Annotated in this window: 18 protein-coding genes; 5 read left to right on the forward strand and 13 right to left on the reverse strand. The window is 68.6% G+C overall.

All coding sequences use genetic code 11. The features are described 5' to 3' along the window. Window positions 1–13 precede the first annotated feature (13 nt). The 4 genes from ACWGCN_RS25755 to ACWGCN_RS25770 form a co-directional block, all read right to left on the reverse strand. Complete coding sequence (locus tag ACWGCN_RS25755) at window positions 14–1,168, reverse strand: alpha/beta fold hydrolase (RefSeq protein WP_452458774.1); 1,155 nt, start codon at window positions 1,166–1,168, stop codon at window positions 14–16. Between the two features lie 124 nt (window positions 1,169–1,292). Continuing rightward, window positions 1,293–2,438, reverse strand: a complete 1,146-nt coding sequence (locus ACWGCN_RS25760; RefSeq protein ID WP_452458761.1) for an alpha/beta fold hydrolase — start codon at window positions 2,436–2,438, stop codon at window positions 1,293–1,295. A gap of 196 nt (window positions 2,439–2,634) precedes the next feature. After that, window positions 2,635–3,762, reverse strand: a complete 1,128-nt coding sequence (locus tag ACWGCN_RS25765) for a transglycosylase family protein (protein ID WP_378993213.1) — start codon at window positions 3,760–3,762, stop codon at window positions 2,635–2,637. Window positions 3,763–3,934: 172 nt separating this feature from the next. Next, complete coding sequence (locus ACWGCN_RS25770; protein WP_378993215.1) at window positions 3,935–4,789, reverse strand: TatD family hydrolase; 855 nt, start codon at window positions 4,787–4,789, stop codon at window positions 3,935–3,937. A 1-nt stretch (window position 4,790) separates the two neighbouring features. On the opposite strand from ACWGCN_RS25770, the gene metG reads away from it, so the two are divergent. Next, window positions 4,791–6,359, forward strand: coding sequence for a methionine--tRNA ligase (metG, locus tag ACWGCN_RS25775; RefSeq protein WP_452458762.1), 1,569 nt, complete (start codon window positions 4,791–4,793; stop codon window positions 6,357–6,359). Between the two features lie 61 nt (window positions 6,360–6,420). On the opposite strand, the gene ACWGCN_RS25780 is transcribed toward metG, so the two are convergent. Beyond that, window positions 6,421–7,611, reverse strand: coding sequence for a DUF418 domain-containing protein (locus ACWGCN_RS25780; protein WP_452458763.1), 1,191 nt, complete (start codon window positions 7,609–7,611; stop codon window positions 6,421–6,423). An 80-nt stretch (window positions 7,612–7,691) separates the two neighbouring features. Here ACWGCN_RS25780 and ACWGCN_RS25785 point away from each other — a divergent pair, with 80 nt between their 5' ends. Next, complete coding sequence (locus ACWGCN_RS25785; protein ID WP_452458775.1) at window positions 7,692–8,489, forward strand: TetR/AcrR family transcriptional regulator; 798 nt, start codon at window positions 7,692–7,694, stop codon at window positions 8,487–8,489. A gap of 3 nt (window positions 8,490–8,492) precedes the next feature. Here the strand turns inward: ACWGCN_RS25785 and ACWGCN_RS25790 are convergent, their stop codons facing one another. Together ACWGCN_RS25790 and soxR are read right to left on the reverse strand one after the other, a co-directional pair. Then, a complete protein-coding gene (locus tag ACWGCN_RS25790) occupies window positions 8,493–9,245 on the reverse strand; it encodes an isocitrate lyase/PEP mutase family protein (protein WP_379312055.1) in 753 nt (250 codons plus the stop codon). 33 nt (window positions 9,246–9,278) lie between these two features. Then, entirely contained in the window at window positions 9,279–9,764 is a 486-nt protein-coding gene (soxR, locus tag ACWGCN_RS25795) for a redox-sensitive transcriptional activator SoxR (RefSeq protein ID WP_101465780.1), read from the reverse strand. 164 nt (window positions 9,765–9,928) lie between these two features. Here soxR and arcA point away from each other — a divergent pair, with 164 nt between their 5' ends. Together arcA and ACWGCN_RS25805 are read left to right on the forward strand one after the other, a co-directional pair. Continuing rightward, window positions 9,929–11,170 carry an arginine deiminase gene (gene arcA, locus ACWGCN_RS25800; RefSeq protein ID WP_378663679.1) on the forward strand — a complete coding sequence of 414 codons (1,242 nt, stop codon included), beginning with the start codon at window positions 9,929–9,931 and terminating at the stop codon, window positions 11,168–11,170. Next, on the forward strand, window positions 11,167–11,532 hold the full coding sequence (locus ACWGCN_RS25805; protein WP_378993225.1) for a GntR family transcriptional regulator: 366 nt from the start codon (window positions 11,167–11,169) through the stop codon (window positions 11,530–11,532). The genes arcA and ACWGCN_RS25805 overlap by 4 nt, the downstream gene beginning before the upstream one ends. A gap of 11 nt (window positions 11,533–11,543) precedes the next feature. Here ACWGCN_RS25805 and ACWGCN_RS25810 read toward each other — a convergent pair whose 3' ends face one another. Beyond that, window positions 11,544–13,148 (reverse strand): dolichyl-phosphate-mannose--protein mannosyltransferase, encoded by a 1,605-nt coding sequence (locus tag ACWGCN_RS25810; RefSeq protein ID WP_378993227.1) that lies wholly within the window; start codon window positions 13,146–13,148, stop codon window positions 11,544–11,546. A 177-nt stretch (window positions 13,149–13,325) separates the two neighbouring features. Here ACWGCN_RS25810 and rsmI point away from each other — a divergent pair, with 177 nt between their 5' ends. Further along, window positions 13,326–14,195, forward strand: a complete 870-nt coding sequence (rsmI, locus tag ACWGCN_RS25815; protein ID WP_378993328.1) for a 16S rRNA (cytidine(1402)-2'-O)-methyltransferase — start codon at window positions 13,326–13,328, stop codon at window positions 14,193–14,195. Window positions 14,196–14,218: 23 nt separating this feature from the next. On the opposite strand, the gene ACWGCN_RS25820 is transcribed toward rsmI, so the two are convergent. From ACWGCN_RS25820 to ACWGCN_RS25840, 5 genes are all read right to left on the reverse strand, one after another. Continuing rightward, window positions 14,219–15,346: a glycosyltransferase gene (locus ACWGCN_RS25820; protein WP_378993229.1), complete on the reverse strand. Its 1,128-nt coding sequence runs from the start codon at window positions 15,344–15,346 to the stop codon at window positions 14,219–14,221. A 79-nt stretch (window positions 15,347–15,425) separates the two neighbouring features. Further along, on the reverse strand, window positions 15,426–16,415 hold the full coding sequence (locus ACWGCN_RS25825) for a GAF domain-containing protein (protein WP_452458764.1): 990 nt from the start codon (window positions 16,413–16,415) through the stop codon (window positions 15,426–15,428). Between the two features lie 9 nt (window positions 16,416–16,424). After that, window positions 16,425–18,293, reverse strand: coding sequence for a putative bifunctional diguanylate cyclase/phosphodiesterase (locus tag ACWGCN_RS25830; RefSeq protein WP_452458765.1), 1,869 nt, complete (start codon window positions 18,291–18,293; stop codon window positions 16,425–16,427). A gap of 23 nt (window positions 18,294–18,316) precedes the next feature. After that, entirely contained in the window at window positions 18,317–20,449 is a 2,133-nt protein-coding gene (locus ACWGCN_RS25835; protein WP_452458766.1) for an Rv1355c family protein, read from the reverse strand. Next, entirely contained in the window at window positions 20,446–21,162 is a 717-nt protein-coding gene (locus ACWGCN_RS25840) for a hypothetical protein (protein ID WP_452454060.1), read from the reverse strand. Before ACWGCN_RS25840 ends, ACWGCN_RS25835 begins: the two co-directional genes overlap by 4 nt. Window positions 21,163–21,165 lie beyond the last annotated feature (3 nt).

Raw genomic sequence — 21,165 nt, forward strand, 5'->3', positions numbered from 1 at the left:
TTGATCGGGCAGCTCAGCGCTGTGTCGGGGCCGCGTTGACGCGCGCGAGGAAACCGTCGATGGCGGCGAGCTGCTCGGGCGAGACCGAGCCGTGCTGGCCGTTGCCGAGGACCACCTGCTGGTCGACGCCGTTGGCCGCGAACTGGGCGACCAGCGCCGCGTGCAGCGGCGACGGCACGACCATGTCGGCGACGTTCATGGACAACAGGATCGGGGCATCGTAACCACTGGTCGGCAGCATCATGTAGGCCGCGAGCGGATCGCGCAGCGGAGCGAGCGGGCGGGCCAGCAGGTCGGCGGAGGTGACGCCCTTGGTCGACGCAAGGATCTCGTCCAGGCACTGGCTGCCCGCGGCGTCGACAATTTCCTTGCCGCGCGGAGTCAGGTAGGAGTCGATGTCGAGCGCGGGGTCAGTGGCGCGCAGACCGGCCAGGATGCTGACGATGAACGAGGTGGTGGCGCTGGAAAGCCCCGGCACCATCGGCGTCGTCGGGCTGACGAACGGCAGGATCTTCTCCACGTCCGAGGCTGGGTCGATCGCGGCGACACCACGGAAGTCGAGCTCAGGGGCGTACTCAGCCTGCACGTGCGCCGCGCTCAGCGCCGCGTGACCACCCTGTGAAACGCCGAGCACGCTCCAGGTGCGCGAGAGGTCGTGGTTGGCGGCGCGCGCAGCACGGACCAGATCGATCGTCGCAGTTGCCTCGCTGCGCACCTCGAGGTACGGGTGCGGGCCGGTGTCGAATCGGCCGAGGCCGAGGTAATCGGGCGCGACGACGGCGAAGCCCTGGTCGACGAACCGCTTCAGCAGCCGGTCCTCCCCCCCGCGCTGCTGCTGGAAGGGCGCGCTCTCCGGATCGGCCTGACCACCGCAACCCGGGCCGGAGCCCGAGGTGCCGTGGTCGTATGCCAGGATCGGCCAGCCGCCGACCGGTGCGTCACCTTCGGGCAGGAACATCGCGCCGCTGGCCGGGCGCTGGACGCCGGCCGAGTCGGTCATCCAGTACTCGACCGACGAGCCACGGTCGAGCCCGTGCCAGCCCGCGGGTTCGGCCTGCACCGAGATGAGCGAACCGGGCGCCTCCGCGGCGGCCGGAGCGAATCCGGCAGCGGTCAGCGCACTCGCGACCAGCGTGGCGACGAAGGTCGCGCGAATCGGGTTGTTCAGCACAACTCAGTCTCCCTACCAGGCGATCACGATCTTGGACGAGTGTACAGATCAGGGCGGGCCGGGCCCTGGATCAACCGACATCCATGCAGACCGATGGGCAGTGCCGGAGAGCGGCAGGCGATCAGCGCACCCGGGCGAGGAACTCATCGATCGCGGACCACATCGCGGGATTCAGCTCGCAGTGACTGCCCGTCCCGACCACCGGTGTGTAGTTCACGCCGCCCGCGGTGAACTGGGCGGCCAGTGCCGCGTGCAGTGGCGAGGGCACCGTGCGGTCGGTGGCGTTGACCAGCAGCAGGATCGGCGCGTCGTAACCGCTGGTCGGCACGGTCATGTAGTCGGCCATCACCGACCGCAGCGGCTCGTCGCCGAGGGAGCGGCTGAGCATCGCGCCCAGCGTCAGATCAGCGACCCGGTCGTCGATGGCGTCCGAGCACAGGGCGCCGATCTCGTCGAGGACCTGGCGGCCGAGCGGGCTGAGATAGCTGTCGACCTGCGCGTCCGGGCGCGCAGCGCGCAGTCCGGCCAGGATGCTGGCCGAGAACCCCAGAATCCCGCCGCTGAGGCGATCGGGATTGCCCGGCCCGAGCAGCGTGGCCACCTTCTCCACGTCCGATTCCGGGTCGATCGCGATGGTCCCGCGGAAGTCCAGCTCCGGCGCGTAACTCGCCTGCCGGTGCGCAGTGCCGAGCGCCGCCTGCCCACCCTGCGACATCCCCGTCGCCACCCACACCGGCGAGAGATCATCGCGCACAGAATGCGCGGCCCGGAGCATGTCGATGGTGGCAGTGGCCTCGGTGTCGATCCCGAGATACGGATGCGGACCGGTATCGAACCTACCGAGCCCCAGATAATCCGGCGCGACGACAGCGAACCCTTTCGACACCAGATACCGCAGGAAAACATCCTGCCCCACTTGCGATTCCGGCCACGGCGCCCCCGCCGGATCCGACTGCCCCCCACACCCCGCCCCGAGCCCGGTAGTCCCGTGGTCATAAGTGACAACAGGCCAACCACCCGCAGGCGCAACACCACTCGGCAAATACAGCGCACCGCTGGCGGGCTGCGACACACCGCCCACCCCGCGCGTCCAGTAGTCGATGACCTGAGCCCCCGACATCCCGTGGAATCCATCCCCCTGCGGAACAACCGCGATAACAGTCCCCGGAGCCTGCGCATGCGCCACCGGCAGCGGCACACACACCCCGACCCCTGCCGACAGAACCGCCGCGGCCACCGAACGCCACCAGGCCGAAACCCTACGCATCACAACCACCCGTCGACTCGTCACCGACCCGACCCCGCCGCACGAGCACAGCAGACCCGGCGAAACGAGAGCACGCTAACAGGCTGGGCTGTTCCGCCCCTGCGCGTGTCCAGCGTGTCGCCCGGAGCCCGAGTGCCAGTTCTCGGCCCCACGCCGGAGTGGAGGTGGCAGGGAGTTACCTACTGTTCTTGCGAAATCAGCTGATTCCCAGGCGTCCGGTGCACGCGGGCCAGGCACCCCAGCCCTGACGGGCCCGCGTCACCTCGGCGATCGCGATCTGCTCTTCGCGGCTGGCCAGGTCGGCGCGCGGTGCGTACTTCAAGCCACCCTGGCGTTCCCAGGTGCTCTGATCGAACTGGATGCCGCCGTAGTACCCGTTGCCGGTGTTGATCGCCCAGTTCCCCGTCGACTCACACTTGGCCAGCGCATCCCACACCGCACCGTCACGCACCGGCGGAACCTCGGTCCCCGGCTTGGCGCCCTTGCGGATCGTCTTGTTCTGCGCGGGCGTGATCACATTCGAATGCACCTGCACGCGTGAGGCTTCGACGCCGTTCACCATCTTCACCGCGAACGTCGCCTCGTGCAGACCGGGCATCCCCGGGTTCTCCACCACGGTGCGGCTCATGTTCATGGTCACGTCCTCGATCACCGTTTCGGTGGGATCGAGCGGCAGGGTCTCGGTGCGCTGTTCGGTGCGCTGCCGGGTGACGACGACCTGCATGCCCTCGGCGAGGGGGGTCGTGGCGGCGGGCTCGGTGAAGTCCTCGTCTTTCAAGGGAACGCCCGCGGCCGTGAGGAATTCACCGATGGTCGCGGCGGCGAGGCGCACATCGACCGGGGCTGCGCCACCGTCGACCAGCGCGATGGTGCGCGGGGTGTACACACTCAGCGCCGCACCCGCGAGGGGCAGTTTCTCGGTGCGCGAGGGCAACACGTGGGTGTCGGACGGGATCTGCATCGATGCCAGCGCGTCGCCCGCGGTGGTGCCGGTGGTCCACACCTTGCGCTCGACACCGTCGACGGTGACGGTGATCTCGCGGCCCCGGTTGAAGGTGATGGTGGCGCCGTCGCCGACCTTGGCGCTCGCGGCGGGGATCACCTCGTCGTGTTCGGCGATCTCGTAGCCCGCGTCGGCCAGGATGGCGCGCACGTCGCGCGACATCGTCGAGAGCTCGGTCCGTTCGCCGTCGATGACGATCGCGACCGTCTTGTGGTTCACGATGGCCAGCGAGGCGCCGACGAGAAGAATCAGCAGCATGGCCGCCACCGCTGCGAACAGCAGCGGTGAACGTGACGAGTTGATCCGCGCAAAAGCTGACATGATTACAGGACGATAACGACGCGGTGCGCGGTAGACAACACCAGGCCGCCCGAACAGCGGGATCGTAGATCACAATTCGATATAGACCGCGCTGGTAGATAACGATGTCAGCGAAGGAATGTGAGCCGACTCACGTTTAATGTCCAGCCCCCTGTCGATCCGGCGAAACGGACTACCGAATCCGATACAGCCTGCGCGCGTTGGCGGTGGTGATCTCGGCCAGCGTCTGCGGGTCCTGTTCCCGCACTTCGGCGAGCGCGCGGACGGTGTACGGCAGGCAGTACGACTCGTTCGGCGCACCGCGATACGGGTGCGGTGTCAGATACGGCGCATCGGTTTCCACCAGGATCTGGTCGTCGGGCACCAGCTTGGCGGCCTCGCGCAATTCGTGCGCGTTCTTGAAACTCACCGTGCCCGAGAAGCTCAGCACGTACCCCTCCGCCACACACGCCTCGGCCATCGTGGCGTCCGAGGAGAAGCAGTGGAAGATCACCGTGTCCGGCGCACCCTCGTCGAGCAGCACCGTGAGCAGGTCGTGGTCGGCTTCGCGGTTGTGGATCATCAGCGGTTTGCGCACGCGTTTGGCCAGGTCGATGTGCCAGCGGAAACCCTCGATCTGGGTTTCGATGTCGGCGCAGCCGTCGAGCTTGCCCGGCCAGTAGTAGTCGAGACCGGTCTCACCGACCGCGACCACGCGCGGGTCGGTGGCGAGGTGCTCGAGCTCGGCCTTCGCCGTGTCGTCGAGGGCGTTGGCCCGTGTGGGATGCAACGCGACAGCGGCGTACACCCGCGGATCCCAGTTCGCGGCCCGCACGGCCCACTGCGCGGCGGCGAGATCGTCGGCGACGGTCACCACGTGCCCGACACCGGCCGAGGCGGCCCGGTCGACGATGGCCGCGGTCGACGCGGCATCGGTTGCGCCACAGGCATCGAGGTGGGTATGCGCGTCGATCAGGGGCGCGAGCGGCGGCGGAACAGGCGGAGCCGGACGATTCGTGTTTGCCACCCGGATTAGAGTAGTGCCCATCATGAGTGCAGCCGAAGGCGCCGAGGCGCCCGCCTTCTACGTCACGACGGCCATCGCGTACCCCAACGGTGTGCCGCATATGGGCCACGCGTACGAGTACATCTCCACCGACGCGATCGCCCGCTTCAAGCGACTCGACGGTTACGACGTGTTCTTCATGACCGGCACCGACGAGCACGGTCAGAAGATGCAGCAGACCGCCGCCACCGAAGGCATCCCGGTGCAGGAGCTCGCGGCCCGCAATTCCGACGTCTTCGAGGCGATGGACAAGGCGCTCGACATCTCGTTCGACCGCTTCATCCGCACCACCGATGACGACCACATGGCCGCGAGCGTCGCCATCTGGGAACGGATGCTCGCCAATGGCGACATCTACCTCGACAACTACTCGGGTTGGTACTCGGTGCGCGACGAGGCCTTCTACAACGAGGACGAGACCACCCTCCTCGCCGACGGCACCCGCGAGTCCACCGAGACCAAGACCCCGGTCACCTGGTCCGAGGAGTCGAACTACTTCTTCAAGCTCTCGGAGTATCAGGACAAGCTCCTCGCCCTCTACGAGGAGCGGCCCGAATTCATCGCACCCTCGACGCGGCGCAACGAGATCGTCAGCTACGTCAAGTCCGGGCTGAAGGACCTGTCGATCTCCCGCACCACCTTCGACTGGGGTGTTCCGGTCCCCGGCGCGCCCGACCACGTGATGTACGTGTGGGTCGACGCGCTCACCAATTACTTGACCGGCGTGGGCTTTCCGAACACCGACTCCGCCGCGTTCGAGAAGTTCTGGCCCGCCAACCTGCACATCATCGGCAAGGACATCACCAAGTTCCACACGGTGTACTGGCCCGCGTTCCTGATGTCGGCCGGGATCGCACTCCCCGACCGGGTGTTCGTGCACGGGTTCTTGTACAACAAGGGCGAGAAGATGTCGAAGTCGACGGGCAATGTCGTCGACCCGCTCTCGCTGGTGTCCACCTACGGCCTCGACCAGGTGCGGTTCTTCCTGCTGCGCGAGATCTCCTACGGCCAGGACGGCAGCTACAGCAACGACGCCATCGCGGGCCGCATCAACGCCGACCTGGCCAACGAGTTCGGCAACCTGGTCCAGCGCAGCCTGACCATGGTCAACAAGAACTGCGACGCCAAGTCCCCCACGCCCGGCGAGTTCACCGACGAAGACCGTGCGCTGCTCGACCGCGCGAACGGGCTGCTCGCCAAATGCCGCGCCGAGTTCGACGTCCAGCAGATGCACCTCGCCCTGGAAGCCATCTGGCTCACCCTCGGCGAAACCAATCGCTACTTCTCCGCCAACGCCCCCTGGGCACTGCGCAAGTCGGGCACCGCAGAAGACCTGGCCCGCATGGCGACGGTCCTCTACGTCACCCTCGAGGTGGTCCGCATCGTCGCCATCCTGGTCCAACCGGTGATGCCGGGCTCCGCGGCCAAGATCCTGGACCTGCTCGCCCAGGAAGGCCGCACCTTCGCCGACATCGCCACTCCCCTGGTTCCCGGTCTCGACCTGCCCGCGCCGGAGCCGATCTTCCCGCGCTACGTCGAGCCCAAGGAATAGTCGAACGAACGGTGGCGCACGGCCTTTCGCGGTGCGCCACCGTTCGGAATCGCCGGGTACCTCAGCCCACCGCGGTCGGCAGCGTTCGCCAGGCCGGTCTGCGACCGATGGTCACCCATCGCAGGATCCATTCGGCGGGGCCGTATCGATGCCGGCGCAACCACAGCGCGCTCACCCAGAGTTGCGCCACGAAAACGAGTAGTGCCAGTCCCATCGTCGCCAACGGCGACAAGCTGCCGGCCGCACCGAATCCGACGCCGGTGAAGATCACCAGGCCGATCGCGGACTGCCCCAGGTAGTTGGTCAACGCGATCCGTCCCGCGGGCGCGAGCGCCGAGCGGATCCACGCGGTGCGCGGACTGTGCATCGAGCGCAGCAACGTCGCGACGTAGGCGGCAGCGAGCAACGGTGCGGTGGCGACGCTGACGGCGACCGCGAGCGTGTGCCCGGTACCCCCGCCGAGCGTGTACACCGTGCTGCCCGCCAGTCCCACCGGAAAGCCGACCCACTGGATTCGCCGCAGGATCGGTTCGTCGCCGCGGACCCGCGCGAACAGTTGCCGGCGACCCGCGACCATGCCGAGCAGGAACATCGCCAGCGCGGTGGGGCCCTGCAGACTGACCGCCTGCAGGATCAGCAACACCAATCCGTCGAGGTGCTGGCCGATGATGTCGCCCCAGCCGCCCAGCATCGCCGAGGTGGCCTGTTCGGCGTTCGCGTGCGCCACCTCCGGCGCGGGCAAGAAGCTCGCGGTGTCGAGGAAAAGCCCACTCAGCAGCAGGCTCGCCAGCACGACGCCGTACAACGCGGCGGCCACCCGCAGCGCCGTCCGATCCCGGCATCGCCGCATCCAGAACAGCACCAGGCAGGCCAGTGCGTAGGTGGTCAGTACGTCGCCGCCGTACAGGAAGACGATGTGCAGCACGCCGAGCACGAACAGCCCCGCGATCCGGCGCAGCATGCGCGGTTCGAAGGCCACTGCGGCGGCGGCCGCCGATTCCATCTGCAACGTGAAGCTGTAGCCGAACAGGAACGAGAACAGCACATAGAACTTCATGTCGACGAACACCGACGACAGGCCGCGCACAGCGTCGTCGAGGGGCGAGGTGAAGGCGGGATCGATGACCAGATTGCCGGGATATCCCGAGGCCATGAAGGTGATGTTGACGACGAAGATGCCGAAGAGCGCGAAGCCGCGCAGCGCGTCGACGTCGCGCACTCGCGGTCTGGGGGCGACCAGTTGATCGGTCATGCGGTTGCCAACCTCTCGGATAGCGGCAGCACTAATTATCCCTGGGATACTATCTCAAGGATAGTAATCGCGTGGATAGTATGTGCCCGCAGCCGACCGACGCTGCCCGAACCCAGGAGGAAGTCTCCGCGATGACCGACGAGCCGGTGCCCGCCGACCTGAGCAGACTCTGGCGACTACCGGATCGAGCGCGGCTCGGCCGACCGGCGGAGCTCGACGTCGAGCGCGTCGTGCGCGCCGCGGTGGAGCTGGCCGACCGGCGCGGCATCGGGGCGGTGACCCTGGCCGAAGTCGCCTCGACCCTCGGCTTCACGAAGATGGCGCTCTATCGCCACGTCGGCTCGAAGAACGAACTGTTCGAGTTGATGTCCGATCTCGCACTCGGCCCCGCACCGGACATCAGTTCCGAACCCGGACAGTGGCGCACCGGACTGCGCCGATGGGCGCACGCCCTTCGCGCGGTCCTACTCGCGCACCCGTGGCACGCGCAACTGCCGATCAGCGGACCACCGCGTGGACCCCACGCGATCGGTTGGCTGGACGCCGCGCTGCGCGCCCTCGCCGCGACCGAGCTCGATTGGGCGACAAAAGTGGGCATCGTGATGCTGGTGGACATGCATGTGCGGCAATCGAGTCTGCTCACCCAGCAATTGACGGACGCCAGGCAGGGCACCGGCCTGGACGAGGCCGACGTCAACCAGCACTACGGCGCGGCGCTGGCCCGGCTGGTCGATCCCCACACGCTCCCGCAGGCGGCCGCGCTGTTCGCCTCACCGCTGTTCCAGTCGCCGCCCGACGATCCGGCGGACGGCGACTTCGTCTTCGGCCTGGAACTGATCCTCAACGGCGTCGCCGCGGAGGTCGAAGGTAAGGCCTAGCGGCTATTTCCAGGCAGCCAGCAGGTTGGTCGCCTCGGCGCCCAATGCGGCCTGAAGGAACGGGCCGAAGCTGATGCGAGCGACGCCGAGGCCGGCGAAGTAGTCCTTGGCCGGGCTACCCGGTTGGCCGATCGCGTTGACCGGCAGCGGCAGCTCGGTGGTGAGCCGGCGCAGGTCGGCGTCGGCGTGCTTGCCCACCGGGTAGAGAACGTCGGCACCCGCTTCGGCAGCCAGGGTCAGGCGGGCGATGGCACGGTCGAGGCGGTCGGCCTCGTCGCCGTCCTGACGCACGAACAGGTCGGTGCGGGCGTTGACCACGACGTGCACGCCCGCCGCGTCGGCGGCTTCGCGCAGGCCGCGGACCAGGTCGGCGTGTTCGGCGGGCGAACGCAGACGCTTGCCCTCGCTGTGCACCGTGTCCTCGATATTGAGGCCGACAGCGCCCGCGGCGAGCAGGCCGTCGATCAGTTGCAGCGGTTCGAGGCCGTAGCCGGATTCGATGTCGACCGAGACCGGGACCTCGACCGAGGCGGTGACCTGGGTGACGCGGGCCAGGAGTTCGTCGAAACTCATTCCCTCACCGTCGGCGCGGCCGATCGAGTCGGCGACCGGGTGGCTGCCCATGGTCAGGCCCGAAAAACCAGCCGCCACAGCGACATTCGCCGACCAGGCGTCCCAGACGGTCGGCAGCACCACCGGATTTCCCGGACGGTGCAGTTCGAGCAGAGTCTTCGCCTTGGCATCCAGAGAAGTCATACCCGCGATGATGCCCGAGGCGTCCGACAAGAGCTATACGCAGCCGGATTTCGGCGGGCAGTTCACCTGGACATCGAGCACGCGCGCACCAGGACCCTCCGCACCGAGCCGGTCGTGCTCGTTGACGAGTTTGCACGAGCCGAGCGACAGGCAGCCGCAGCCGATGCAGCCGGTCAGGTTGTCGCGCAGGCGCACGAGCTGGGTGATGCGGTCGTCGAGATCCTCGCGCCAGGTGGTCGACAGGTTCTCCCAGTCGCGACGAGTCGGGGTGCGCCCCTCGGGGAGCCGGTCCAAGGCCGAGCGAATCTCACTGAGTGGGATACCGACCCGCTGCGAGATACGGATGAAGGCGACCCGGCGCAAGGTCTCGCGAGAATATCGACGTTGATTGCCACTGGTTCGACGGCTCGATATGAGACCTTCGCGTTCGTAGAAGTGCAACGCGGACACTGCAACTCCACTACGATCGGATAGCTGCCCGGGGGTCAGCTCCTTCGTTTGCCAATCGGCCATCGTCATCTATAGCTCCTCCCACTACCACCTAAACAATACTTCAGGTATTCGTGTCGTGTACGAAAAATGGGCGGAACACGCGCCCGAGCGGCGGTCACCGACGAGCAGCCGCGGCCGAACCCAGCGCGTTGCAGCTCGCAGACACGCGGTCCTCGCATTACGGTTTGCAGATGGGAACCGCCCCCGACTCGCGCCTGACCGTCACCTCCGAGGTCGGCCAGCTACGGACGGTGCTGCTGCACCGCCCCGGCGCAGAACTACGCCGACTCACCCCGAGCAACAACGATCAGCTGCTGTTCGACGGCATCCCCTGGGTCGAGCGCGCACAAGCCGAACACGACGCCTTCGCCACCGTACTGCGCGAGCGCGGCGTAGAGGTGCTGTTACTGGCAGACCTGCTGACCGAAACCCTCAGCGCCAGTGGGGCAGCCAGGATCCAGGGCATCTCGGCGGCAGTCGACGCGCGCAGGCTCGGCCACGGCCTGGCCGACCAGCTCGCCGCCGAACTGCGCAAATTCGACGCCCCCGCGCTCGCCGACATCCTGATGGCCGGAATGACCTTCGACGAGCTGCCGTTCGGCCCCGACGCCACCTCGCTGGTGCGGCGCATGCACCACGGCGGCGATTTCGTCGTCGATCCGCTCCCGAATCTGCTGTTCACCCGCGATTCCTCGTTCTGGGTCGGCCCGAAGGTCGCGATCACCTCGCTGGCCCTGCCCGCCCGCAGCCGCGAGACCTCCATCACCGACCTCGTCTACGCGTTCCATCCACGTTTCCTCGGCGTGCGCCGGGCCTACGAGTCACACACCGCGCCGATCGAAGGCGGCGATGTGCTGCTGCTCGCCAAAGGTGTTGTCGCCGTGGGTGTCGGCGAGCGAACGACCCCCGCGGGCGCGGAAGCGCTGGCGCGCAGCCTGTTCGACGACGAGCTCGCGCACACCGTACTGGTGGTGCCGATCGCGCAGAACCGGGCCACCATGCACCTCGACACCGTCTGCACCATGGTCGACACCGACGCGGTGGTGATGTATCCGGGCGTGCGGAAATCGTTGGAGGCGTTCACCATCCGCCGCGAGGACGGCTTCTCGGGACGCGGTGACCTCGAGCGCATCAGCATCACCGGACCCGAACCGTTCCTGCCCGCCGCCGCCGCGGCGATGGGCATTCCGAAGCTGCGTGTGATCGACACCGGCCGCGAGGGGCCCGACGCCGAACGCGAACAGTGGGACGACGGCAACAACACCCTCGCCCTCGCGCCCGGCGTGGTCGTGGCCTACGAACGCAACGAGATGACCAACTCGCGCCTGACCGAGGCGGGTATCGAGGTGGTCACCATCAGCGGTTCGGAGCTGGGCTCCGGCCGCGGCGGTCCGCGCTGTATGTCCTGCCCGCTGTCCCGAGACGAGGTGTGAGCATCGTGTTCCACGTCGAGCTGTCCACCGATTCCTCGCAGCCGCCCTACGAGCAGCTGCGCATGGCCGTGATCGAACAGGTCCGCGCGGGCACCCTCCCCGCGGGCACCAAGATCCCCACGGTCCGCGCGCTGGCCGCCGATCTCGGCATCGCCCCCAACACCGTCGCCCGCGCCTACCGCGAACTGGAGTCCGACGGCGTGCTCGAAACCCGTGGCCGCCAAGGCTCTTTCATCGCCTCCTCCGGCGACCCCACCCGCGATATCGCCAGCCGCGCCGCCGTCGACTATGTGACCACGGTCCGGCGGCTCGGGCTCGACGACGCCGACGCGATCGCCTTCGTCCACCGCGCCCTGGACTGACTGCCCCGGCGCTACCGCCAGCTCGGCAGCCAGAGGTGGTCCTGCCAGTTCTGCGGCGTGATCGCCTGGCCCGTGAGGATCGGCCACAGCCAGACGAAGTTCGCGATCACCAAGCCCAGATAGATGCTGACGATCAGCAAGCCGAGCGCGTACCGCTCGTTCACCGGGGCGGGAAGATAGGTACCCGTCGGACTGCGCGGTATCCCGGCGGGTCTCGCCGACCCGAGGATGTCGCCGAGTGCCAGCGCCATCCCCATCACCAGGAACGGCGCGAGCACCACCGCGTAGAAGAAGTACATCTGGCGGTCCAGCGTCAGGAACCACGGCAGCAGCCCCGCGCCGTAGCCCACCAGCACCGCCGCGTAACGCCAGTCGCGGCGCACCACCGAACGCCACACCATCCAGCCGATCAGCGGCAGCGCCAGCCACCACAGCGCGGGCGTGCCGACGGCCATCACGGCCTTCACGCACTGCGCTTCGCCGCAACCGGTGACGGTGCCGTCGGCGTAGTAGTAGAGCATCGGGCGCAGGCCCATCGGCCAGGTCCACGGCTTGGACTCCCACGGATGGTGGTTGCCCGCCGAATTGGTGAGACTGGAATGGAAGTCGAGGGTCTCGCCCTGGTAGTACCAGAGCGAGCGCAGCGCGTCGGGCAGGAACGCGAACGCGCCACCGCTGCCGACCTGATTGCCCACCGCGTACCGGAACACCCCGTTCTCGCTGGCGAACCACGCCCAATACGACGACAGGTACACCACCAGCGGAATCACCACCAGCGCGTACAGCGCGGGCCCCACGTCGCGCACCATCGCGCCCAGCCACGGTTTGCGCACCCCGTACGCGCGGCGCGCGCTCACGTCGAAGGCCACGCTGAGCAGGCCGAAGAACATGATGTAGTAGATGCCCGACCACTTGGTGCCGCACGCGAGCCCGAGCAGCACGCCCGCGCCGAACCGCCACCAGCGCACGCCCAGCCGCGGACCCCAGTCCGAGACGCCGACCCGCCCGGCCAGATCCGCGCGAGCCATCCGCTCGCGCATTTCGTCGCGGTCGACTATCAGACAGCCGAACGCCGCGGTGACCAGCAGCGACATGAAGATGTCGAGCATGCCGATGCGCGAGGAGACGAAGGTCAGGCTCTCGGCGATGAGCAGCACGCCCGCGAACGCGCCGATCAGCGTCGAGCGGGCCATCCGGCGCACGATCCGCACCACGAGCAGCACCAGGATCGTGCCCGCCAGCGCCGCCGTACCACGCCAGCCCCACGCGTTGTAGCCGAAGATCGCCTCACTGAGGGCGATGAACTGCTTGCCGACGGGTGGGTGCACGACCAGGCCGTAGGCGGGGTTGTCCTCCACGCCGCCGCCGGTGACCATCTGCCAGGCCTGTGGGGCGTAATGCTTTTCGTCGAAGACGGGAGTGCGCGCGTCGGTCGGATAGTTCAGGTTGATGAACCTGGTCAGCGCGGCGATGACGGTGAGCACCGCGGTGACGAGCCAGCCGCGCGCGGTGTCGAGCGGACCGAAATCGGGGGCCGGGCGCAGCGGCGCGGGACTGACCGACGCCGACACGGGACGCGACGGAGGCATCGCGCGCTCATCGGTCACCGGGATCACGCCCCGATCGTAGGCGGTGCCACCCACGAAGTCCGACCCGACACTTGTGCCCCCTCGTTTCCCCACCTACGCGCCCTCGGGCGCGGCTCCCCCGCCTGACAGAATGAACACGCGCCATCTACGCACGCGGCTTCCGGGCGACCGAATACCGCCTGGCCGCACTGCTCGCCGCACTCGATCGCCTGCGGGGAGAACTTACCGGAGAGGTCGGACAACACTGTGTTGGTCTTAGCGGCAACCCCCATGGGCGACATCGGCGACGCCTCGCAGCGACTGCGCGACGCGCTCGGTTCGGCCGACGTGGTCGCGGCCGAGGACACCCGCCGCACGAAATCGCTCGCGAAGGCACTCGGCGTCGAGATCACCGGCCGCATCGTCAGCTTCTACGACCATGTGGAAGCCGCCCGTATCCCCGCCCTGCTCGACGACATCGCGAGCGGTCTGACAGTCCTGCTGGTCACCGATGCCGGCATGCCGTCGGTGAGCGACCCCGGCTATCGGCTGGTCGCCGCCGCCGTCGACCGTGATCTCCCGGTCACCTGCCTGCCCGGCCCCTCGGCGGTCACCACCGCGCTGGCCCTGTCCGGTCTCCCGGTGGAACGCTTCTGTTTCGACGGCTTCGCCCCGCGTAAGGGCGGCCAGCGCCGAGAGTGGTTGCGTACCTTGGCCTCCGAACAGCGCGCCATCGTCTTCTTCGAAGCACCCCACCGCCTGGCCGACTGTATGGCCGACGCGGTCGCGGTCCTCGGCCCCGACCGTCGCGCCGCCATCTGCCGCGAACTCACCAAAACCTACGAGGAGGTCGTCCGCGGCACGCTCGGCGAACTGGCCGCCTGGTCCGCCGATGGCGCCCGCGGCGAGATCACCGTGGTTCTCGAAGGCTCCCAACCGGTTTCGGCCGAACCCGCCGAACTGGTCGACGAGGTCGAGACACTGGTGGCAGGCGGCATGCGACTCAAGGACGCCTGCGCCGAGGTCTCCGCAGGCCGGGGCGCCTCCCGCCGCGAGCTCTACGACGCCGTCCTGGCGGCCCGCTCGGAGAGCTGAGCCCGAACGCCGAGCCTGCCCGATCAGCGACCCAGCACCGCGAGCATTCCCGCGACCGCGCGGGGCCAGCCGAATTGCTCGGCGCGCGAGCGGGCAGCTCGACGGCGGCCGGAGGTGGGCATGGCCAAGACATCGGTGACAGCCTGCGCGAAGGCACGGGGCCGATCGGCGGCGATGGCCCCGCATTCGGCGGTGACGATATCGGCGAGGGCGGACGAGCGGCTCGCCACGACCGGAGTGCCCGCGGCCAAGGCCTCCAGAGCAGCGAGGCCGAAGGTCTCGTGCGGGCCCGGCGCCAGTGAAACATCCGCGGTGGCGAGGAGTTTCGCCACCATCGCGCGTTCGTTGATGAAGCCGGTGAAGTGGACCGCGGGTTCACCTCCGGGCAGGGCGGGCAGGGTGCGGGCGCGGCGTTCGAGCGACTCGCGCCGCGGCCCGTCGCCTGCGACGACCAGCCGGGCGGGTACGCCGGCGCGATGCAGGGCGCCGACCGCCTCGATACTGCGGTCGACACGCTTCTCCACCGACAGCCGACCGCAATGCACCAGCATCGGATGCCCGGCGACGCCGAGATCGGCGCGCAAGCCGGAGTCACGGCGTCGTGGACTGAACAGATCGAGGTCGACCCCGAGCGGGACCAGTTCCACGTTCGGCGCACCGATCCGCAGGAATTCCTCCCGCGCGAAGTCGGTGGTGCACACGACCATGTCGTAGTCGGCTGCCGTGCGCCGGTTGGCCACGTCGGCGCAGCGGCGCGCGGCGGGTCCGGGCAGGAACTGGCCGAGCAGCCGGTCGAGGCGCTCGTGCGAGATCATCACGCTCGCCACCCCGCGCCGCCCCGCCCACCGGCCGAAACCGCGCAGCGTGAGCCGGTCCGACACCTCGAGCACGTCCGGCGACAACCCGGACAACACGTCGGCCACCCGCCGCGGATCCGCCGCGCGATACCCACCTGTCCACGGAATTCCCAACGCGGGCAGAGTAATTCGCAACGCACCGGTGGGCAGAACCTCTTCCGAACGCCGCGACCCCGGCACGATCAGCACCACTTCGTGCCCCGCCGCCACATAGCCCTCACCGAGGTGGTGCAGGGCAGTGCGCAACCCACCCGATCGCGGGCCATAGAAATTGGCAAGCTGCACGATGCGCACACGCCGATCGTCGCGCCGCGCGGGTTACCTCCGGGTCCTGCCCGAGGAACGGGAGGTGAACAGCGTCGAAAGATGCGGCTCAGTGCGCGACGAGCGAGCCGTCACCGGCCGACCACACCCGCAGCAGCCCGTGCCCCGTACCCATGGCCACCAGTTCGGCCTGCGCGGTGATCCACTCCCCGACCGCGAACCGCACCCGCAGCGCCAGTCGCCTGCCGGTACCCGGAGTACGGGCCAGGTCGCGGCAGGCGCCCCGCAACGTGGCGAGATCATCAGGATCGATGACGGGTCGCTCCACCAGCCAGCGATCCAGCGGGGGCAGCGGTGGTCCGGCCCATTCGTAGATCAGGGCGCTGGTCAGCTCGATGATGCCGACACCCACACCGCTGCTCTGCGAAACGGCGCGCAACATGGCCGTATCAGGATCGGCCGCGGGCTGCGCGGAGTCGAGCTCGGGGATGGCGTGCATCAGCGCGCTGATCCGGCGTTGCGCGGGTACCGCCCTGGTGATCATCTGGAAGTGGCGGACCTCGTCGTCGTCGCCCGCCATGTCGACCTCGCCCTGCCACACGCCACCGTCGTCGATGCGCGCAACCATCGCGAAGTACTCGATGCGCCCGTCGAAGCGCGCCATCCGGCCGAATGCCTCGGGCGGCGTGCGGATCACCCGGACCTGTTCGGGGTCCCTGGCGAAGACGAGTTCCTCCAGACCGGGTCCGTGATGGGCGAGCTCGGTGTCGGCATCCCAGTCCCAGGCGGCGACTCGGCGCGGTGGCGGGATCGGGGTATCGACGGCTCCGGCCCACAGCCGCACCCCGTGGACGCCGCCGTAAGCGCACGGCACCGGCTCGGTCATCACCAGTGTGTCCGCCTCGACCAGGCGCTGCGCGTGCCCGTCCGCGTGGCAGCGCCGCACCGCCTCTGTCGCGATCCGCGCGCGGGACGGGCCGAGAACCCGACGCAGCGAGCCGAGCCCGGACCAGTGCCTCGGGTGCGCGCCCGCGGCGACCACCGTCGGCTCACCACCGGGGAGGAGGGTCTCCACCAGGAGCCAATCGTCGGACGGCATCGCCGCGATTCAGCTCGACGCCACGCCACGACCCGCGCGCGGCAGGTCGAGGTCGAGCGGGATACGTCCTTCGCGCAGGTGCGCCTCGACTTCCTCACCCGGCATCGGCCTGGCGATGAGGAACCCCTGCGCGCGGTAGCAGCCGAGACCGACCAGCGTCCTGGCCGCCATCGGCGTCTCCACCCCCTCGCCCACCACGCCGAGGCCGAACGACCCGGCCAGCCCGATGATCGACTTCACGATCGCCAGGTCGTCGTCGCTGTCGCCGAGCCGCTGCACGAAACCGCGGTCGATCTTCACGGCGTCGACGGGCAGCGCCTTGAGATGGGAGAGCGAGCTGTAGCCGGTACCGAAATCGTCGATGGCGATCTGCACGCCCATCCGTTTCAGGCCGCGCAGGGTGAGTCTGGTTCGCACGAGGTCCTGCACGACGACGTGCTCGGTGATCTCCAGGCAGACGGAACTGCCGTCGATGCCGTACAGGCGGAGAATGTCCTCGATGCGCTCGACGAAATCGGCGCTCACCAGCTGGACCGGGGACACATTGATCCGGATCACCACATTGGCGGCCAGGCCGCGGCGGCGCCAGTCGGCGAATTGCGAACACGCCGACCGGATCACCCACCGGCCGAGTTCGCCCGCCAGGTTGGTGGCCTCGGCGACGGCGACGAACGCGCCGGGAGGCAGGAGTCCGCGCGTGGGGTGCTGCCAGCGCACCAGCGCTTCCAGCGCCACGATGCGTCCGGTGCGCAGGTCGACCTCGGGCTGATAGTGCAGCACCATCGACCCGTCGGACACCGCGCTGCGCAGGTTGACCTCGACGTCGTCCTGTAACTCGAACTGGACCCGCATGGCGTCGGTGAACACCGCGATCCCGTTGCCACCACCGGATTTCGCCGAGAGCAACGCGTGGTCGGCACGGCGCAGCACGTCCGACACCGTCGTCTCGCCGGGCACACCGAGCGCCACGCCGACGCTGACCCCGCGGCTCACCGATTCCTGCCCGACCGAGACCCGGCGCCCGACCAGCTCCTGGATCCGGTTCGCCTCCAGTTCGGCGGCCACCGCGTCCATCGTCTTGGCGGGCACGATGACGAACTCGTCGCCGCCCAGGCGCGCGATCATGTCCTCGGGGGCGAAGTTCTTGCGCAACCTGGCCGCGAGCGTGCGGATGAAATTGTCGCCCGCGTTGTGCCCGAGGAAGTCGTTGAGCGCTTTGAGCCGATCGAGGTCGAGGAAGAAGGTCGCGATCGGACCCTCGTTCCCCGGCGCGAGTCGTTCCTCCATGTGCTCGAGCAGCGCGCGCCGGTTGGCCAGGCCCGTGAGATCGTCGTGCGAGGCGATGTAGCGCAGCCGGTCCTCGGCCTCCACCCTGGCCTGTAGCTGGGCGAACAGGGCCGCGATCGCCTTGAGTACATTGACCTCGCGGGTGGTCCACGCCCGGTCACCGCGCCGGACGAAGCCGAGCGCGCCGATGGACACCCCGCGCGAGACCAGGGGAACACAGGCCGTCACCATCGAGGGCATGCCGGTGGTCTGCCTGATCATCTCCTGGTAGTCGGGGTATTCGTCGCCTCGGCTGACGATGATCGGCTCGACGGCGTTCTCGCTGGCCAGGAACAACGAGTCGGCCTCGGCGAAGTCGATGACGCGTAAGGGGTCGGGGTCGGGCACGTAGGGCCGGCGCGGCCACTCGGCGATCAGCACGGTCTGGCGCTGCTCACGCACGGTGTGGCGCAGATAGGCGAACTCGACGTCGAAGTAGTCCACCAGGCTCGCGAGCACGCGCTCACTGGCCACGACCATGGTCGTGGCGTCGACGCCCATCAACTCCGAGGCGACCTGCGTCACCAACGAGTCGAGGTTTCGCCGAGGCACCGTTTCTCCGATCGTGCTATCTGTCAGTTCCCTGAACCGAGTACCGGGAGCCTGGCGCTCCGTACTGTCGGCGCGGGCGCATAGCTCAGTCGTAATACTGCCGTGACCGTCTCGTGCCCGGGAATTCCCATCAGTGCGGAGAACCGTTTGTGGATCGAGGCCAGTGTATCTGTGAATCCTGCGGATACGTTGCGCAAATCGTTGTCGTCACGGACGTAGAGGAAAACCGGGGACATCGGCTGGACCGCGAGGCCCAGCTTCTGCGCGGCAATCCACACGCGCTCGACGGCGGAACCGCCACGCACATAATCGGCCAGATCGGCGTCGGCGCCGGCTGGGCAGGTGACCGCGATCAGCGCCGAGCCGGACGAAATCCGCTGGCGCGCGTAGTCGCCCAGCGCCGCGCCGCCGGACCAGTTCCGCAGGTAGGCCATCACATCGGCACGCCCGCCGATGGCCAGTTTGGCGTACTCGTCGGAGGCCAGCTCCATGGTTCGCAGGTCGAGCCCGGTTCGTAAATCGTCAGCGGGCCAGCGCAATTCACCAAACATCTCCGCGTGCAGCCGGGGCGTCAGGTAGCGGACGCGGTCGGATTCGGCGAGGAGTTCGGCGACCTCGCCGAGCCCGGCGCGATCGGTGACCCCGCGCACGAACGCGCCTTCCGCCGCAGCCGAAACAGCCAGTGCATCAAGCACTTCCGGTGCCATGGTGCGCCCGTCGCCGAGGTGCCGGTTGGTGGCACGGGTCAGCATTCCAGGGTAATCGGCGGCCAGTTCCGGGTCGGCGCGCGCACCGAGGTGCAGCACCGCCGACACGGGCGCCGTACCGCCGAGCACGATCTCGTGCGTCCCCAGCAAACCCTGAGCTGCGGCGGCGACGCGGGCGTTGTAGAGGGCCGCGCCGAGAGCCACCGCGCTGCCACGGAATCCGATATCCATCCCGGAGGTACGCGCCGGGTCGACCGCGAGATGCACGGCGGAACCGTCGACGCGCACCACCCACGGCTGCGCGTTGCCACCCGACGGCGCGCGTTCGATGCCGTGCAGGATGCGGGCGATCGATGTGTGCGGCTCGTCGAGCTCGTCGAGCGGCACGGCGTCGGCCGTGAATCCGCGGTCACCTCGATCGGGCTCGCCGAGGCTGTCGAGCTCGCGCTCGAGGTCGACGCGAATTCGCCCGGACGGCAGCGCCTGATCGAGGCCGATCCGGCGCACCGCCGTGGCGATGATGGCAGCGCCGAGCCCCACATCGCTGCCGAGCTGGGGCCACGTGGTGACCGTCTCGTCGATTTCGGTGAGGCTGGCGGCGAGCCGGGCCGAGAGCTGATCCGGGTCGAGGATCCGCATCACATGCGGGGCCTTGTCGCGGTTCGACAAGCCGCGCAGATCAGCTCTCGTCGTCTCGCCGAGCAAGCCGTGGAACGGCGGCCGATCGGGTTCGAGATCGAATCGCTCGACATCGAACAGACCTCGATCATTGGTCTCCATCAGCACCGGGATGCGGTGCCGCCTGGCCGCCTCGCGGGCGGCGAGTTTCACGTCGAGGGAATCGCAGACCTCGACCACCACCGACAGCCCGGTCAGGAATTCGTCCATCGACGACTCGTCGACGCCCGCCGGGAAGATCTCGACGGGCAGATACGGGTCGAGTTCGGCGATCCGCCGGCCGGTGACGACACACTTGTTGAGCCCGATGTCGAACAGCCCACCGGGAATCCGATTCAGATTCGACAGCTCGACGGTGTCGAAGTCGGCGATCCGCAGCAGCCCGCAGGCGCCTTCCAGCGCGGCGACGTAGGCGATCTCGTGCCCCGCGCTCTGCCCGATGACGCCGACCGCCTGGCCGCGCAGCTGTCGTTGCTCGGCGATGGTCAGCTTGTTCCGGTTGCGGTCCTGCCGAACAGCGCGAAACGCGGTGGCGCCGACGATGGCGACCAGCGCGCGGCGCCACGGGTAGTACACCCAGCGATCGTCGGCCGGGTCCGCGTCGGGCGCGGCTTTGAGCCGGGCCAGTTCCGATCGCATCGCGGGACGCAGATCGCTCACCGAGATACCGGGGAGCTCCCGCAGGCGCGCCAGCTCGGCCGCGTCGGCGGGGACCGCGTCATCGAGCACCGACGCTCGGAAGACGTCGGTGGGCGCGAGGTCTCGGATCATGGGCGTCGCACTTCGAGCAGTTGCGCGCGCTCGACGTCGATCAGATCGCGCTGGGTCGGCGTCGCCGCCGACAGATCGGACAGATCCCACCAGACCGGCACGGTGGTGTACCGCTCGTCCGGGTAGGACACGGCGGGAATGCCGGGATCCTGGCGTGCCCCACTCGATCGGTAGGACTCGAGCTGATGCAGGGGGCTGACGCCGAACCCGTACCGCACGTCGAGCAGCCAGGTGACGTGGACGACGCCGCGGGCCACCAACGCGCCGAGTTCCGGCCTGCGCGGGACCGACCGTATCGACCACCCGCCCTTGGATTCGACGACTCCGTGCGGCGCCTTGGCGTCGACGGAGGCGCGCAACGCGGCCTCGCCTGGAGTGCCGAGCCATGGGTGGAATCCGGGGATGTCGTCAGCGGTCGCGTGCGGCCCGTGCGCGCGCAGGCCGGCCACCACCGACCCGTCAGGATCGATCGCGACGAGGAACAGCGACGTCGAACGGCCGTCGGCGAGGGTCTCGACATCGAGCGCGTCCTGAACTCCGTAGTGCCGGTAACCATTCAGCGCACCCTCGAGATACCGATCCCACAGTGCCGGATCTTCCGCTGGTGAACAGATGCGGACATGGCATCCAGAGCTGCTGTCGAGGTACCGCAACCCGCCCGCATTCGCACCGACCACCCGGTTATCCGAGCCGGTGTGAGCCGACACCCTCATACA

This window comes from Nocardia sp. NPDC055050 (assembly GCF_053608345.1).